This window comes from Arthrobacter sp. BI5 (assembly GCF_056680065.1).
Genome location: NZ_CM155264.1, coordinates 3,196,677 through 3,212,887 on the forward strand (window position 1 = coordinate 3,196,677; position 16,211 = coordinate 3,212,887).

14 protein-coding genes are annotated in these 16,211 nt (G+C 69.0%); 3 read left to right on the forward strand and 11 right to left on the reverse strand.

Going from position 1 to position 16,211, the window contains the following annotated elements:
- Nucleotides 1-81: 81 nt before the first annotated feature.
- A complete protein-coding gene (locus AC1MED_RS14735) occupies nucleotides 82-918 on the forward strand; it encodes an AMIN-like domain-containing (lipo)protein (protein WP_479783960.1) in 837 nt (278 codons plus the stop codon).
- A 143-nt stretch (nucleotides 919-1,061) separates the two neighbouring features.
- Here the strand turns inward: AC1MED_RS14735 and gabT are convergent, their stop codons facing one another.
- A complete protein-coding gene (gabT, locus tag AC1MED_RS14740; protein ID WP_479783962.1) occupies nucleotides 1,062-2,417 on the reverse strand; it encodes a 4-aminobutyrate--2-oxoglutarate transaminase in 1,356 nt (451 codons plus the stop codon).
- Nucleotides 2,418-2,512: 95 nt separating this feature from the next.
- On the reverse strand, nucleotides 2,513-3,943 hold the full coding sequence (locus tag AC1MED_RS14745) for a gamma-aminobutyraldehyde dehydrogenase (protein WP_346957689.1): 1,431 nt from the start codon (nucleotides 3,941-3,943) through the stop codon (nucleotides 2,513-2,515).
- Between the two features lie 159 nt (nucleotides 3,944-4,102).
- On the opposite strand from AC1MED_RS14745, the gene AC1MED_RS14750 reads away from it, so the two are divergent.
- The gene (locus AC1MED_RS14750; RefSeq protein ID WP_346957690.1) at nucleotides 4,103-5,545 is read left to right on the forward strand and encodes a PucR family transcriptional regulator; all 1,443 of its coding nucleotides are present in this window, start codon (nucleotides 4,103-4,105) and stop codon (nucleotides 5,543-5,545) included.
- Nucleotides 5,546-5,646: 101 nt separating this feature from the next.
- On the opposite strand, the gene AC1MED_RS14755 is transcribed toward AC1MED_RS14750, so the two are convergent.
- Complete coding sequence (locus AC1MED_RS14755) at nucleotides 5,647-6,183, reverse strand: hypothetical protein (protein ID WP_346957691.1); 537 nt, start codon at nucleotides 6,181-6,183, stop codon at nucleotides 5,647-5,649.
- 182 nt (nucleotides 6,184-6,365) lie between these two features.
- On the opposite strand from AC1MED_RS14755, the gene AC1MED_RS14760 reads away from it, so the two are divergent.
- Nucleotides 6,366-7,223 (forward strand): DUF1206 domain-containing protein, encoded by an 858-nt coding sequence (locus tag AC1MED_RS14760; RefSeq protein WP_479783965.1) that lies wholly within the window; start codon nucleotides 6,366-6,368, stop codon nucleotides 7,221-7,223.
- Nucleotides 7,224-7,228: 5 nt separating this feature from the next.
- Here AC1MED_RS14760 and AC1MED_RS14765 read toward each other — a convergent pair whose 3' ends face one another.
- From AC1MED_RS14765 to AC1MED_RS14800, 8 genes are all read right to left on the reverse strand, one after another.
- Nucleotides 7,229-8,218 (reverse strand): DNA topoisomerase IB, encoded by a 990-nt coding sequence (locus AC1MED_RS14765; protein WP_479783966.1) that lies wholly within the window; start codon nucleotides 8,216-8,218, stop codon nucleotides 7,229-7,231.
- 155 nt (nucleotides 8,219-8,373) lie between these two features.
- Nucleotides 8,374-9,828, reverse strand: coding sequence for an FAD-dependent oxidoreductase (locus tag AC1MED_RS14770; RefSeq protein ID WP_479783968.1), 1,455 nt, complete (start codon nucleotides 9,826-9,828; stop codon nucleotides 8,374-8,376).
- A gap of 88 nt (nucleotides 9,829-9,916) precedes the next feature.
- Nucleotides 9,917-11,218: a uroporphyrinogen-III C-methyltransferase gene (gene cobA, locus AC1MED_RS14775; protein ID WP_479783970.1), complete on the reverse strand. Its 1,302-nt coding sequence runs from the start codon at nucleotides 11,216-11,218 to the stop codon at nucleotides 9,917-9,919.
- Nucleotides 11,219-11,458: 240 nt separating this feature from the next.
- A complete protein-coding gene (locus AC1MED_RS14780; RefSeq protein ID WP_346957695.1) occupies nucleotides 11,459-11,755 on the reverse strand; it encodes a putative quinol monooxygenase in 297 nt (98 codons plus the stop codon).
- 99 nt (nucleotides 11,756-11,854) lie between these two features.
- Nucleotides 11,855-12,793 carry an ABC transporter permease gene (locus AC1MED_RS14785; RefSeq protein WP_479783971.1) on the reverse strand — a complete coding sequence of 313 codons (939 nt, stop codon included), beginning with the start codon at nucleotides 12,791-12,793 and terminating at the stop codon, nucleotides 11,855-11,857.
- The gene (locus AC1MED_RS14790; protein WP_479786700.1) at nucleotides 12,783-13,508 is read right to left on the reverse strand and encodes an ABC transporter ATP-binding protein; all 726 of its coding nucleotides are present in this window, start codon (nucleotides 13,506-13,508) and stop codon (nucleotides 12,783-12,785) included. Before AC1MED_RS14790 ends, AC1MED_RS14785 begins: the two co-directional genes overlap by 11 nt.
- Nucleotides 13,509-13,554: 46 nt before the next feature.
- Entirely contained in the window at nucleotides 13,555-14,721 is a 1,167-nt protein-coding gene (locus tag AC1MED_RS14795) for an ABC transporter substrate-binding protein (RefSeq protein WP_479783972.1), read from the reverse strand.
- A gap of 224 nt (nucleotides 14,722-14,945) precedes the next feature.
- Complete coding sequence (locus AC1MED_RS14800; RefSeq protein ID WP_479783973.1) at nucleotides 14,946-16,112, reverse strand: RtcB family protein; 1,167 nt, start codon at nucleotides 16,110-16,112, stop codon at nucleotides 14,946-14,948.
- Between the last annotated feature and the right edge of the window lie 99 nt (nucleotides 16,113-16,211).

A 16,211-nucleotide genomic window follows, 5' to 3' on the forward strand; every position in this document is an offset into this window, starting at 1 on the left:
TGCGCCCAATAGTGGGTGACTTTTGGCCCTGCGGCGCGCCACCGTCCGCGGCTACGCTGAAGTTGTGGAGGGGAGCTCACCATGAGCGTGATCGGGAACTACGGGTTGACGGCTAAAACGACCGGGCTGGGTTTGTTGGCCCTCCTGCTCGCGCTGAGCGGCTGCACCCCTTCCCCCCCGCAGCCCTCCGGCAGCAGCACGGCCCCGGCGACGGCCACAGAATCGGCCACAGCCTCCGCTACGACGACGGCCACGGCCTCCGCGACGACGGCGACGGCGTCACCCACCGGCTCCGCCACGCCCTCCGCGACGCCGCCGCCGGACGCCGACGAGACCGCCGCCCCCAAGGACGGCGACCGCGTGATCTCCTCGACCATCACGCATGACTGGGCCTCGCCGTCGGCCGCGGCACCTTTCACGACCACGCACCGGAACCCTGTGCCGCTGGCTCCGCCGCCCGCCGAGCCGCTTCCCACGCTCTCCACGATCGGCGCCGGGCAGCACCCCTCGGACACTCCGCCGTATGACCAGCTGAGCTTCCGGTTCAACGGGGCCTTCCCGAGCTACGACATCTCCTTCGTGCCAGAGCTCCTCGCCGACGGCAGCGGCCTGCCCGTGCCGATGCCCGGGACTGGGGCGATCGTCAAAGTGGTTTTCCGCGGCGCGCAGGCGCACACAGCGGACGGCAAGGCCAGCACCATCACGAGCAGCCCCGCACCCTTGATCGGCTACCGGGCGCTCACCAGCTACGCCCCGGCCGGTGACTTCGAAGGGGTGCTCAGCTACGGAATCGGCGTCGGCCGCCCGGGCACCACGGTGCCGCCGACAAAGGTGCGGGTCTACGAGGTGGAGAAGATCGAGCAGGGTCGGCACCTCTATGTAGTGGCCATCCAGCTCGACGCCAGCTCCTGGAAGTAGGCGGCGAAAGACCCCTCAACGTGGACGAGCCGCGGACTTTTCAGTCCGCGGCTCGTCCACGTTGCTGCGGGGCTTGTCCGGCCCGCCGGTCAGGCCCGCCGGTCAGGCCCGCCGGTCAGGCGTTGGCGGTCAGGCGTTGCCGGTCAGGCGTTGGCGCGGACCGCCGCGGCCAGGACTTCGAGACCGTCCAGCAGGAGCTCGTCGCTGATCACCAGCGGCGGCAGCAGCCGGATCACGTTGCCGTAGGTGCCGCAGGTGAGGATGATGACGCCCTCCTTGAGGCAGGCGGCGGCAACGGCCTTGGTCAGCTCCGGGTTCGGTTCCTTCGAGCCGGCCTGGACCAGTTCGATCGCGAGCATGGCGCCACGGCCGCGGATGTCCCCGACCACGGACAGCTCGGAGGCGAGTTCGCGCAGCCTGCCCAGGGCGACTTCCTCAATGTGGCGGGCCCGGGCGTTGAGGTCGTACTGCTCCATCGAGCCGATAGCGGCCAGTGCCGCGGCGCAGGCCACCGGGTTGCCGCCGTAGGTGCCGCCGAGGCCGCCCGGGTGCACGGCGTCGAGCAGGTCGGCGCGGCCGGTGATGGCGGAGAGCGGCATGCCGCCGGCGATTCCCTTGGCCATAGTGACGATGTCCGGGATCACGCCCTCATGGTTCACGGCGAACCATTCGCCGGTGCGGCAGAAGCCGGACTGGACCTCGTCGGCAATGAAGACGATGCCCTTGTCCTTGGCCCAGGCCGCCAGGGCCGGCAGGAAACCTTCGGCCGGGACGATAAAGCCGCCCTCGCCCTGGATGGGTTCGATGATGATCGCGGCCACCGACTCGCCGCCGATCTGCTTCTCGATCATGGTGATGGCACGCTTGGCGGCCTCGGCGCCGGTAATCTCCGGGGTTTCCTCGCGGTACGGGTAGCTCATCGGCATCCGGTACACCTCGGGCGCGAACGGGCCGAAGTTGGTCTTGTACGGCATGGCTTTGGCGGTCAGCGCCATGGTGAGGTTGGTCCGGCCGTGGTAGGCGTGGTCAAAAGCGACGACGGCGTCCCGGCCGGTGGCGAGGCGGGCCACCTTGACGGCGTTCTCCACGGCCTCGGCACCGGAGTTGAACAGCACGGTGCGCTTCTCGTGGTCGCCCGGGGTAAGCCGGTTCAGTTGCTCGGCGACGGCGACATAGCCCTCGTAGGGAGTGACCATAAAGCAGGTGTGGGTGAAGTGCTCCGCGGCTTCCTTCACGGCGCCGACGACGGCGGGGTCAGAGGCGCCGACGCTCGTCACGGCGATGCCGGACCCCAGGTCGATGAAGGAGTTGCCGTCGACGTCCTGGATGATGCCGCCGTCGGCGTCGGCGACGTAGACCGGGACGCTGGAGGCGACGCCGGACGCGACGACCGCCTTGCGGCGTTCGGTCAGGGCGACGGACTTGGGGCCCGGAAAGTCGGCCTGGACGCGGCGCTTCTGCTCCAGACGGTACGTGATGTCGTTTGCTGTGGTGGTCATGGGGAAGGCCTTTCTAAGCGTGGAAGGGTCGGCGGGGCCGGGTCTGGCGGGGGCAGTGGGGCGGCTGCGTTATGCGGCGGCGTTATGCATCTGCGTTATGCGTCGAGCGCGCTCATGACGTGCTTGATGCGGGTGTAGTCCTCGACGCCGTACATCGAGAGGTCCTTGCCGTAGCCGGACTGCTTGAAGCCGCCGTGCGGCATCTCGGCGGTGAGCAGGATGTGCGTGTTGATCCAGACGGCGCCGAAGTCCAGGTCGCGGCTGACCCGCATGGCGGTGCCGTGGTCCGTGGTCCAGACGCTGGAGGCGAGGGCGTAGTCGACGTCGTTGGCCAACTCGATGGCCTCGGCCTCGGTGCTGAACTTCTGAACCGTGATGACCGGGCCGAACGTTTCCTTCTGGACAATGTCATCGGTCTGCTTGGCGCCGGTGACAATGGTGGGCTCGAAGAAGAAGCCCTTCTCCCCCGCACGGTGGCCGCCGGTCTCGATCTTGCAGTTCGCCGGCAGGTGCTCCACAACGGAGGTGACCGCGTTGAAGTGGTTGACGTTGTTCAGCGGGCCGAAGTAGTTGTCCTCGTCGTTCTGCGAGCCCGTGCGCAGGGTCTTGGTGTGCTCCACCATGGCGGCCACGACATCGTCGTGCACGGAATCCTCGACCAGGACGCGGGTAATTGCCGTGCAGTCCTGCCCGGCGTTGAAGAAGGCGAACTCGGCGATCGCGGCGGCGCTCTTCTTGATGTCCGCGTCCTTGAACACGATGGCGGGGGCCTTGCCGCCAAGCTCAAGGTGCGCGCGCTTGAGGCCCTTGGCCGCGCCGGAGGCAACGGCGATGCCGGCCCGGACGGAGCCGGTGATGGAGACCAGGCCCGGGACCTTGTGCTCCACCATCAGGGCGCCGGTCTCGCCGGTGCCGAGGACGACGTTGAGCACGCCGGCCGGGAGGATCTCGCCGGCGAGGCGGGCCAGGACCAAGGTGGATTCCGGCGTGGTGTCGGAGGGCTTGAGGACCACGGTGTTGCCGGCCGCGAGGGCGGGGCCGATCTTCCAGACCGCCATCAGGAACGGGTAGTTCCAGGGGGCGACCTGCGCGACGACGCCGATCGGTTCGCGGCGCACGTAGGAGGTGTGGCCCTCGAGGTATTCGCCGGCGGACTTGCCTTCCAGGAGGCGGGCGGCGCCGGCGAAGAACCGCAGCTGGTCCGCGCCGGCGGCAACTTCCTCGGCGGCGATCAGGGAGCGGACCTGGCCGGTGTTGCGGTGCTGCGCCTCGACGAGTTCGTCGCTGTTGGCCTCGACGGCGTCGGCGAGCTTGAGCAGCATGAGCTGGCGCTGGCCGGGGGTGACGTGCTTCCAGCTGGCGAAGGCGTTCTTCGCCGCGGTCATGGCGGCGTCGACGTCGGCCTGCACCGAGACCGGCGACTTGGCCACCACCTCGCCGTTGGTGGGATTGACGATGTCCAGCATGGCGGTGCCGGCGGGGGTGACGAACTCGCCGTTGATGAAGTTCTGCAAGGTTTGAACCACGGTGTACAACCTCTTTCGTGCTGGCCTGGGGAAGACAGGTAGGAGGGATCTGCGACTGCTCCGAGCCTATGCCAGGCACGCAAGCCGGGGAATAGGCAGCTGCACACCGAAGCCACGGGGCTTTAGTGCGGTTGACCAGCACCCGGCTATCCTGATTCCATGGCAATTTCACTCGCGGCGCTGCTGGGGGTCCCGTCCCTGAAGCTGACGAAATCCGGCCTCGCGGAAACAACCTGGCACCAGGACATCCACTGGGTCGCGGTGACCGAACAGGAGGACCCGCAGCGCTTCCTTAACGGCGGGGAACTGGTCCTCACCACCGGGATGCGGCTCAAATCCGCGCCCGAGCAGCGACGCTTCGTCCGCCAGGTCCAGCGGGCCGGCGCCGTGGGAATCGGCTTCGGGATCGGCCTGACGCACGAGGCGGTGCCGCCGGCGCTGATCGCCGAGGCCAACCGGTGGGGCCTGCCGGTGGTGGAAGTGCCCTACGAGACACCCTTCATCGCGATCGGCAAGCTGGTGGCCGATGCCCAGTCCGCGGACCACTACGCCAAGCTGGAGCGGCTGATTGCCGGGCACCAGGTCCTGGCCCGCGCCCTGCTGACCGGCGGCGGACTCGCTGAACTCCTCAAGCACCTGGGCTCCATGCTGCGCACCGACATCGTCCTGACGCAGTTCACGGCGCAGCTGTACAACAGCGCCGCGGGCAGCCCCTCCCCCACCGCGGACGGCTGGGCCTCGTACCCGATTCCCACCGGCCGCCGCGACGCCTGCACGCTCTGGGTCCGGCACCCGTTCGAGGACTCGGGAATCGTCGGCTACGCGCAGAACCTGATCAGCGTTGAACTCAACAACATGGTCAAGCAGCGCCAGTCGCAGCGCGCCCTGGCCGGGCAGGTGCTCGAGGACGTCATCCACGGGACGCTCGAGGCCACCGAAGCCACTCGGCGGCTCGCCGGCATCGGTGTCAACAGCACCCGCAAGAACGTGGTGCTGCTGGCGGAATCGGCGGCCCACGCCAAGCAGCTGGGGAGCTCCTCGCTGCCGCGGCCGCTGGCGGCGGCGGTGACCGCCGTCGTCGGCAAGGACCTGGTGGTGCTGGTCCACGACGACGGTACCGGCGCCGGCGCACTGGCCAGGAGCCTCAGCGACCACCTCGCCGAGGCCGGAATCCATGCCACGATCGGCATCGGCGGGGCCTATACCAAGCCCAACGGTCTGCGTTGGAGCTACTTCGAGGCCCGCGACGCGGCAAGCCACGGCCTGCCGGTCAACGAGCCGGAGCGGCTGAGCCTAACCTCGCTGCTGCTGGCCAGCGAGGACGTTCCGCTGGCGGACATGGCGAACGAGTCGCTGAATCCGCTCCGCCACTTCGACGCGGCCCACGGCGCCGAACTGATGACCACGCTGGAGAGCTACCTGAGCAACAACGGCTCGGTCGCGGCCGTCGCGGAGGAGCTCACCCTGCACCGCAACACGGTCCGGTACCGGCTGGCGCAGATCACCGAACTGACCGGCTACGACCCGGCCCAGACCGCGGACCGGGTGCAGCTCTGGCTGGCGCTGGCTGTGCAGCGGCTCAGCGCCCGCCACCCGCGCTGACGCACGCGTCCCCGCCACCAACAACGCGGGGTCAGACCGCGCCCATCCGGCAATTGCCGTGGGAGCGTTCTGACCCCGCGTCGGAGTGGAACCAGCGGCGTCTAGCGGGAGAGGCCCTTGAAGACGTTCTTCGGCCGCTGCATTTCGCCGTGCTTGGCGCCCAGGACGATCACCGAGCCGGCGAAGACCGGGATGGCCCACTGCAGGATCTTCAGCTGCTGCTGGGCGGAGCGGAGTTCCTCGGAGGCGCCCGGCTTGGGCTCGGTGGCGCCTTCGGCACCCTCGGCGGCGAGCTTGTCCACCTTCGCACCCTGCAGACCGGCGTACAGGGTCACCGCGGCGCCGGCCAGGGTGACGACGGACTTGTAGATGCTCAACTGGGTGACACCGTCCTGCTTGGCCATCCGGCCCTTGTTTTCCCACATGATGGCGAGGCCGGAGAGGAAGTGCGCACCGAAGGCCGCGGTCTGGTATGGGGCCCACTTCTTCCAGCCGAGGCTGGACAGGCGGGTCCGCTCGGCCGGGTCCTTGGCCTCCGCCGTCGCGCCGTTCAGCCCGATGGCGCCCATCAGCGAACCGCCGAACCACGCGCCGGCGGTCAGGTCGTGGATGGATCGGGCAACAAGATTACCTGCCATGGTGAGCTTCCTATCGTGTGAAATCGAATCCGGAGCGGCGCGGCCCCAGGGACCGCACCCCTGACATAGTAAGCACACTTAGCACCAAGTTGATAGTCCCCGGTTTCCGCCGGGCGCACACCGGGAAGGCGGCGGGAAGGCGGCGCCGTTACGCGTAAGCTCGTGGCCATGGAGGAGAACGTGTGAGCCGGGAACTGCCGGGCGGGGAGGCGGTGCCGGCCCACGAGGCTGCCATCGGCGAAGCCGCCGATGCCGCGGAGGCCGCCTCCAACAGCAGGGTGCTCGACGTCCTCGCCCGCTGGGGATTCGCCGTGATGGCCCTGCTCCACGTTGTGATCGGAGCAATCGCCGTCGCGCTGGTGCTCGGCGCTCCGGGCCAGGCCGAGCCCACCGGCGCCATTGAGCAGCTCGCCGCCAACCCCTGGGGCCCTGCCGTGATGTGGTCCGGCGCCATCGGCTGCGCCGGGCTCGCCCTGTGGCAACTGAGCGAGGCGACGCTGCGGGCCCGGCATCTGCCGCGCGGGGAACGGCTGGGCAAACTGGTGTCCTCAGGCTTCCTGGCAGTCGCCTACGGCAGTGTCGGGTTCACCTTCGCCAGCTTCGCCGTCGGCGTCCGCAGCGACTCGGGCGAGTCCACCGCGGCGTTCAGCCAGGCCCTGCTGAACCGGCCGCTGGGTGCGCCGCTCCTGATCGGGCTGGGCCTGACGGTCAGCGGGATCGGCGTCTACTTCGTGGTAAAAGGCCTGGGCAAGAAATTCAAGGCGGAACTGCGGCATTTTGAGGGCACGCACCGGGGCCACCTCATCAGCGGCCTGGGCGTGGCAGGCCACGTCGCCAAGGGATTGGCATTGGTTCTCACCGGGCTGCTGTTTGTGATGGCCGCGGCCACTGATGACCCCGGCTCATCCACCGGGCTGGACGGCAGTCTCAAGGCGTTGCAGCACCACCCCTTCGGCCCGTTCCTGCTGCTGGCCATCGGCGCCGGGTTCATCGCGTACGGCGTGTTCGCCCTGATCCGCGCGCGGTTCGGGCGGATGTAGCCAGGTCAGCGCAGCGGGACGACCGCGCCCTCCTGGTACAGCAGTGCCCGGAGCTCCGATTCGGCCGAATCCAGCCGCTTCGGGTCGATGGTCTCCCCCGCCGCGAAGTGGTCCAGCAGGCGCGGATCCACGTAGCTCTTGCGGGCGATCGACGGCGTGTTGCCCAGCACCGCCGCGGCGTCGACCATGGCGCGGCTCACCGCGCGTTTCCGGGCCGAGACCTTCGGCTGCGGGCCGCTCCTGGCCAGGCTGACGGCCGCCGCGACGGTGCCGCGCAGGGTGCGGAAGTCCTTCGCGGTGAAGTCCGCGCCGGTGCGTTCCTTCACGTAGTCGTTGATCTCGGCGCTGGTGACGGGGTGCCAGCTGCGCCCGTTCTTGTAGGCCAGCAGGCGGGCGTTGCCGCCGCGGCGCTTGAGTGAGCGGACGACGGCGGCGAGGTCGGCGTCGTCGATCCGGGACTCCCACGTCTTGCCGCTCTTGGCCGGGAAGCTGAGCCGCAGCTCATCCTTGCGCACCTTCACGTGCGCGCAGAGCAGGGTGGCCAGGCCGTGGCTGCCGTTCTCGTTGGTGTACCGCTCCGAGCCAACGCGCAGCGACCCGCTGTCCAGCATCCGGAAGGCGGCGGCGAGGACACGCTCCCGGGTGAGTCCTTCGGAGCGCAGGTCCAGGGTCACCAGCCGGCGCGCGGACGGCAGGGTCTCCGCGAGCTGCAGCGACCGGTCAAACTTGAGCCGGTCCTTCCGCTCCCGCCAGCTGGGGTGGTAGATGTACTGGCGCCGGCCGACGGCGTCGACTCCGGTGGCCTGGATGTGCCCGTTGTCGTAGGGCGCGATCCAGACGTCGGTCCAGGCCGGCGGGATCCCGATACTTTCCAGCCGGTCACGCACCGGGCCGGCCGGCAGGGTGGAACCGTCCAGGTCCTTGTAACTGAAGCCGGTCCCGGCGGGAACCCGGCGGTAGCCGCGGCCGGACGCGTTGCTGTGACGGAGCCTCATCGGCCGGATCCTGGGTGCCTTGCGGTGTCCATGACGGTAAGCCTACTGACTACCCGCCGGGATCTCCCACATATCAAACAACGCGGGGTCTCCTCGGGCCCGTAATTCCCTCCGGGATGGGCGCGAAATGACCCCGCGTTGCACTGGTCAGGCGGTCAGACCTCCGCAGCGACCCCGCCGCGGGAAATCTCCACCATGTCCTCTCGCGGGACCACCTTGATGCGCTCGCGCTGGACGCCGTCCGCCCCGGCGCCTGCCTTCTCGCCGAGCGACCGTTCATGCGCGTCCAGGGCGAGCCAGCCCTCCCAGCTGGTGTACTGCACGCCGCGGTTTTCCAGCAGTCCGACGATCGCCTCCGGCGCGGGCGCCGCGGCCAGCGGCAGGCTGTCGCGGTCCTCCAGCAGGTAGGTCACGGTTTCCAGTGCGTCGCCCTTGGTGTGGCCGATCAGGCCGACCGGGCCGCGCTTGATCCAGCCTGTGGCGTAGATGCCCGGCACGTGGCTGCCGGCGGCATCCAGGACGCGGCCGCCGTCGTTCGGGACCACGCCCTTGCTGTGGTCGAACTCCACCTCGGGCAACGCGGAGCCGAAGTAGCCGATGGCGCGGTAGACGGCCTGGACCGGGTAGTCGACGAACTCGCCGGTGCCGCGGGCGTTTCCCGTGCCGTCCAGTTCGGTGCGCTCGAACTTAATCCCGGCGACGCGGCCGGGGGTCGCCGCGTCGTCGTACACCTCCACCGGGCTGTGCAGGAAGTGCAGGTGCAGGCGGCGGGACGCGGTGAGTTCGGCGAGGTCCTCGGGCTGTTCGGCGATCCAGTTGGTCAGCGTGCCCACCATGGTCTTGGTCTGGTTGTTGCTTTGGATCTGGCGGTCCGATTCGGCGTCGAACTCGAAGTCCTCGGGGTAAAGGACGATGTCGACGTCCTTGGAGTGGGACAGTTCGCGCAGTTCCAGCGGGGTGAACTTCACCTGCGCGGGGCCGCGGCGGCCGAAGACGTGCACGTCCGTGACGGGGGAGTCCTTCAGGGCGCGGTAGACGTTGTCCGGGATTTCGGAGACCAGGAGGTCATCGGCGTGCTTGGAGAGCATCCGGGCGACGTCCAGCGCGACGTTGCCGTTGCCGATCACGGCGATTTCCTTGGCCTCCAGCGGCCAGTCGCGGGGAACGTCCGGGTGCCCGTCGTACCAGGAGACGAAGTCGGCGCCGCCGTAGGAGCCGTCGAGTTCGATGCCAGGGATGTTCAGGTCTGCGTCCTTGATGGCGCCGGTGGCGAAGATGACGGCGTCGTAGTGGGTGCGGAGGTCCTCGAGGGTGAGGTCCGTGCCGTAGTCCACGTTGCCGAAGAACCGGATGTCGCCGCGGTCCAGGACCTTGTGCAGGGCGTTGACGATGCCCTTGATGCGCGGGTGGTCCGGGGCCACGCCGTAGCGGATCAGGCCGTAGGGTGCCGGGTAGCGGTCGAAGAGGTCGATGCTGACCGTGAGCTCGCCGCTTTTGACGGCCTCGCTCTTGGTCAGGATGTCCGCGGCGTAGACGCCGGCGGGGCCGGAACCGACGACGGCGACGCGCAGCGGGCGGGCGGGCGTTCCTACAGGGGTGTTCGTTGACACGGCTGTGTTCCTTATTCTTCTGCTTCCGTTGCTCCATAAACGCCCTTTTGAGGCTTGATAACGGCAGTTGTGGAGCAATCGACGGTCTTTACGGGGTCATGACGCGGGTCTGGGTGGTGCGTGTGCTTCGGGGTGCGTTCGGGGACGTGGTGCTGTAGTCCGCGGTCTTGAAGTGCGACGGCGCGAACGGGCTGACGCGGACCACGTCACCGATCACGATCACGGCGGGATTCGCGACGCCTGCGGCCTCCGCCTGGTCCGCGATGGTCTCGAGCGTTCCGATGGTCACCCGCTGGTTGGGCAGGTATCCATTCTCTACGATGCCAACAGGTGTCCCGGCTGGCAAACCGGCGCGGCCCAGCGAGGCCGCGGAGTCGCGCAGTTGTCCCACGCCCATGAGCAACACCACGGTGTGGTCGGAGCGGGCGGGGACTTCGGAGAGCTCTTCGTGGCCGGTGACCACACTGAAGCCTTTGGCCAGGCCGCGGTGCGTGACCGGGATTCCCGCGGCGGCGGGGACGGAGACCGCCGAGGTGACGCCGGGGACGACTTCCACCTCGACGCCGTGCTGCCGGCAGAATTCGGCTTCCTCGCCGCCGCGGCCCAGCACGTAGGGGTCGCCGCCCTTGAGCCGGACCACCCGGTGGCCGGCGAGGGCTTCGTCCACCAGGATCCGGTTGATCCTTGACTGCGGGACCGGGTGGTGGCCCGGGGTCTTGCCTACCTCGATCACGCGGACGTCCGGGGCGAGTTCGGCCAGGAGTTCACGCGGGCCGAGCCGGTCGGCGACGACGACGTCGGCCTGGCCCAGAAGCCGCCGGCCGCGGACGGTGATGAGGCCGGTGTCCCCAGGTCCGCCGCCGACGAGCGCGACGCTGCCGGGACCGTCTGCTGAGCCTGTGCCCGAAGCGCGGTGGCGGCGCAGCGGCAGGTCCCCGGTGTCCAGGGCGGTGGCGACGGCGTCGCGCAGGGCCATCGCGCGGCGCGGGTCTCCCCCGGCGTTGACGGCGATTTTGACGTCGTCGACGACGGCGACGGCGGGCGTCCAGGCGGCGGACGCCTCGTGGTCGGAGGCGTTGACGCACCAGATGCGCTGCGCCTCGGCGTCGGCGGCGACCTGCGCATCCACCGCCGCGTCGCCCGTGGCGGTCTGGACGAACCAGGCGGCGTCGACGTCGGATCCGCGGTACGGGCGGGGCTGCCAGCTGAGCAGCCCGGCGTCGGCCAGTTCGTTCAGGGCCGGGCAGGCAAGGGGCGCCACGACCGTGACGCGGGCGCCGGCGTCGAGCAGTCCTTTGGCGCGGCGTGCGGCGACGGGTCCGCCGCCGACCACCAGCACGGGGCGGCCGAGCAGGCGCAGCGCCGTGGGGTAAATGTCCTGAATTGCCATGCATCGACGATAGGGCGGCGTCCGAAAGCGGAACAATGGTGCGGAAACACCAGTTCACGCAGGGTAACGGGGCGTAACCTGGGGTCCGCCCCCAGTGGCGCTGCCGATGTTTGGGTGGGTCGCCGGCGCTCCGGGGGGAACTTTGAGGGCTGCGGCAGCCGCACCGGCCTCAAACGACGGCGGGTCCGTGTCAAAGCCGCCCGGGACGGACGGCGCCGAGTCCTGAAGGAGCCCTGCCCCCTACTTCACCGCGATGACTTCGACCAGTTTGATGTCCGGGTCCTTGGCGAGCAGCGCCGGGCCGTGTTGGCCGAGGGCGGCAGGAATGGCGCCGTTGAGGTGGGCCTGCCGGTCCTCCTCGGTGTCGAAGGTGTCGAAAATGCCGAAGGTGTTCTCACTGACCCGGAAGGCGTACCAGGTCCGGGTGCCGGGTTCGCCGAGCACGATCTCGCGGCCGCCGTTGAGGAAGTCCCAGACGTCCTGTTCCTTCCCCGCTTTGGCTTCGACCAATGCCAGCACTCCAAATTTTGGTGCCACGGCTGTCTCCTTGGAATCGGGATGGACGGCCGGATAACGGCCTGTAGCCGTGAGTGTAGGCCTGCCCGTCGCCGCAGACAACGCCTGCGGAAGGCGGTCCTACCGGGTGCTGCCGGCGAGGAGGCCGCGGCGGCGCAGCAGGCGCTTTTCGATCGGGGCGAAGACCAGCAGTTCCACCAGGATGCCGACGGCGAGGATTAGCAGAATGGCCGCCAGCACGATGGTCATGTCCGCGAGGTCGCGTCCCTGGTTCAGCATGGAGCCAAGGCCGAAGCCCATGCTGCCGCCCACAGTGATGATTTCCGCGGCCATCAGCGAGCGCCAGGAGAAGGCCCAGCCCTGCTTGAGCCCGCTCAGGTAGCCCGGCAGCGCGGCCGGAAGGACAATCTGCAGCGCCAGCTGCAACCGCGAGGCACCCAGGACCGCGCCGACGCGGCGGTACTGCGGCGGGATCTGGTCGACGCCGGAGATCAGCCCGTTGATGATCGAGGGGATGGCGCCCATCAGCACTACGAAGTACACGGTGGCATCGCTTAGGCCGAACCAGATGATGGCGGCCGGCACCCAGGCCACTGAGGGCAGGACCTGCAGCCCCGAGATCAGCGGTCCGAAGGCGCGGCGGAGCGGGGCGACCTGGGCCAGCAGCAGGCCCACCGGCGTCGCAATGACGACGCTGATCAGGAAGCCCGTGACGCCGCGCTGCAGCGACGTCCAAACGGCCTCCTGCAGTTTGCCCTCGGCCCCTAGTGTGCCGAGCTGGCCGATGACATCCAGCGGGCCGGGGACCAGGTCCTGGCGTTTGATGCCGAGCCAGACGTACAGCTGCCAGGCGACGATGAGGACGGCGAGCGCGGCCACCGGCAGCAGGATCCGGGTCCAGTCGATGCGGGCCCGACGGACGGCGTCGGACTGGAGCGAATCGAGTCCGGCTTCCAGTTCGCGCAGGTCTGCGGGGCTCGTCGAGGACCGGGTCAGGGCGGCGTGCACCTTGTGGGTCTCGGCCGGGGCTTCCGCCACGGGAAGGGGGCTATTTGGCATGGCGGCGGATCTCCTCGCGTAGCCGGGCGGTGATGACGCCGGTCAGGTGTCCGGCCAGGCCGGCGTCGGTGCGGTGGTCCTCGGAGACGCGCCATTCCTGGACCACGCGCCCCGGCCGGGAGGAGAGCAGCAGCACGCGTTGGCCCAGCCGGACGGCTTCCCGGACGTTGTGCGTCACAAACACGATCGTGCGGCCGGTTTCCTTCCAGATCCGTTCCAGCTCGTCGTGCAACAGGTCCCGGGTGATCGCATCCAGCGCGGCAAACGGTTCGTCCATCAGGAGCAGCTGCCGGTCCTGCGCCAGCGAGCGCGCCAGCGCCACCCGCTGGCGCATGCCGCCGGACAGCTCGTGCGGGCGTTTGTCGCCGGCCCCGCCCAGGTGCACCAGGTCCAGGAGCCCGTCGGCCTGCGCCCGGCGCTCGGCCTTGCCGACGCCGCGGAGTTTAAGCGCAAGCTCCACGTTTTCCCGGGCGGTCAGCCAGGGGAACAGTGCCGCGTCCTGGAACATAAAGGCCGCGCCGTCGCTGGGCACCTCGAGGGCGCCCGACGTCGGGGCCTCCAGTCCGGCGATGATGTTCAGCAGGGTGGACTTGCCGCAGCCGGACGCACCGAGCAACGCGACGAACTCGCCCCGGCCGATGCTGGCGTTGACGCCGTCCAGCACCGGGGCGCCGTCGCCGAAGCGCTTGCCCAGGTTTTCCAGTACGACTGGCATGGTCACGTCCTAACTGTTGTGGCGGGGCGGGCTGGGGGCTGAGGAGCTAGTCCTTGCCGAGGCCCCGGGCGGAGGTCTTGGTCCCGGACACCGCGTTGAGCGTGCTGAGGTCGAAGATGCCGTTGATGTCCGCCTCCTTGGTGGTGCCGGCGTCGACGCCGTCCCGGAGTAGTTTCTGGTACGTTCCGGCGAGCGGGTCGACGGTGAAGACGATGTTCTGGAGCGAACGGTCAATCACGTCGGCCGGGAGCGCCTTGCCGGCGGTTGCCTTGAGGGCGGCGTTGAGGACGCTGGCCTTCTCGGCGGAAGGCGCCGCGTTCAGCCAGTCCACGGACTCGACGTGGCCCTTCAGCAACGCCTTTACGGTCTCCGGATGCCCGGCGGCGAACGTCTTGTTGACGATCAGCACGGTGGTGGGGAATTCGCCGGGTTTGCCGGAGAGTGAGCCGTCCCAGAGGTCCTTTTCATCGACCAGGACTTTCGCCCCGGCCTGCAGCACCAGCCGGGAGGCCCACGGCTCCGGCAACCACGCGCCGTCGAGCTTGCCGTCCTGGAACAACTTCAGGGTCTGGGCGTTCTCGGTGGGGTTGATCGTGACGTCGCCGCCGCCGCCGGTGCTGGTCTTATAGCCCTGTGTTCCGAGCCAGGCGCGCAGCGCCACGTCCTGGGTCCCGCCGAGCTGCGGCGTCGCGAGCGTCTTGCCCAAGAGATCCGAGGGCGAGGTGATGCCCGGCTTGACCACGAGCTGCGCCCCGCCGGAAGCTGCCCCGGCGATGATGCTGACGGATGCGCCTTTGCTCTTGACGTAGGAATTGATTGCCGGGTTGGGGCCGATGTAGGTGGCGTCGATGGCGCCGGCGTTGAGCGCTTCGATCGCGGCGGGGCCGGCGTTGAACACTTCGGTGCTGAGTTTGGTCTGGCCCAGTTCCTTGGCGATGAACCCCTTGCTGACGCCGATCAGGGCGGGGGCGTGGGTGATGTTGCCGAAGTAGCCGAGCTTGAGTTCCGCGGCCGGCGAGGTGCCCGCGGCCGGCGCCGTCCCGGCGTCGTTGTTGCGCGACACCGTCGAGGCGACGGCGGCCCCGGCACCGATCAGCAGGGCCAGTCCGACGGCGGCGCCGATTTCGAGGGCGCGCCTGCGCCGCGGTCTGGCCGGTTCGCCGGCGACGATGCGGATGGTGCCGGGAGTTGGGTCTTCGGGGGTGGATGACATGGAAGGATCCTGTTCGCGGAGGGTGCGGGTGGGCCGGGCGGGTGGTCAGCGCCGGCGACATCGCCCCTGCAGCGCCTTGGCGGAGGGGCTGTTGGATCGTTCCGGAGTGGTCATGGCTTCACCCTAGGGAGGGTGGAGAACAGTGTTCAATGGTGCGGAAACCCGGGGTCACGCTTGTTCATGCAGCGTCACATGGGGAGCCTGAATCGGCAGCCCGCCGCGGCTCAGTCACCTTTGACGTTGACGAGTTGCCGGAGCTTGTGCCGCACCCTGACGAGGTCCGCCGAGTCGCGCATCACCAGGTCGATGGGCTTGTAGGCGGCCGGGATCTCGTCGATGAAAGCCTCCCGGGGCCGGAATTCGATGCCCTGCATGGCGGTCTTCAGCTGGGCGAGCGAAAACATCTTCCGGGCGGCGGTACGGGAGTACTCCCTGCCGGCGCCGTGCGGCGAGGAGTTCAGCGAGACAGGGTTTCCGAGCCCGACGACGACGTAGGACGCCGTGCCCATGGAACCGGGGATCAGGCCCGCGTCGCCGGCCTCGGCGCGGATGGCACCCTTGCGCGAGACCCAGACGGACCGGCCGTAATGCGTTTCCTGCGCGGTGAAATTGTGGTGGCAGTTGATCCGTTCGAGCTCCCGGACGGGCCCGCCGATCCAGAGTTCAAACTGCTGGACCACCCGGTCCATCATTTCCTCGCGGTTGAGCAGGGCAAAGTGCTGCGCCCACCGCAGTTCGCGGATGTAGCGGAGGAATTCAGGGGTGCCCTCCTCGAGGTAGGCCAGGTCGCGGTCCGGCAGGGCGAGATTCCGGCGCAAGGCCACGCTGCGGGCCTCGGCGATGTGGCGCTGCGCGATCTTGTTGCCCACCCCGCGGGAGCCCGAATGGAGGAACAGCCATACCGCCGCGTCCTCGTCCGCGCACACCTCGATGAAGTGGTTGCCCGAGCCGAGCGAGCCGAGCTGAAGTTCCCAGTTCGCCGCGTACGCGGCCGGGTCAAATCCGGCCTTTGCTGCCATTCTGCGCAACTCGGCGAGCCGCGGCGCGGCGGTGGCGGAGATCCTGCGGTTGAAGTGGCCGGCCGATAACGGGATGGCACGTTCGATTGCTTCGCGCAGCCGCCTCAGGTCCCGTGGCAGATCCTTGACTGCATATTGGGTGCGGACAGCGATCATGCCGCAGCCGATGTCCACACCCACGGCGGCCGGGATGATGGCGCCCACAGTCGGGATGACCGACCCCACGGTGGCCCCCTTCCCCAGGTGGGCGTCCGGCATCAGCGCCAGGTGTGGGTAGATGATGGGCAGCTGGGCGGTGGCGAGGGCCTGCCTGCGGGTTTCGTCATCCAGAATGGAGGCCCAGCTGATGAGGCGGCTGTTGATGACTTCCAAGGATCTGCCCTCCCAGGACGATGATCGTCGGCTGATGGCCGGGTGGCAAGGGACGAGCTTCAGCGGTGGTTCGCCGAGTGGCGTTGACGGGTGGTTTCG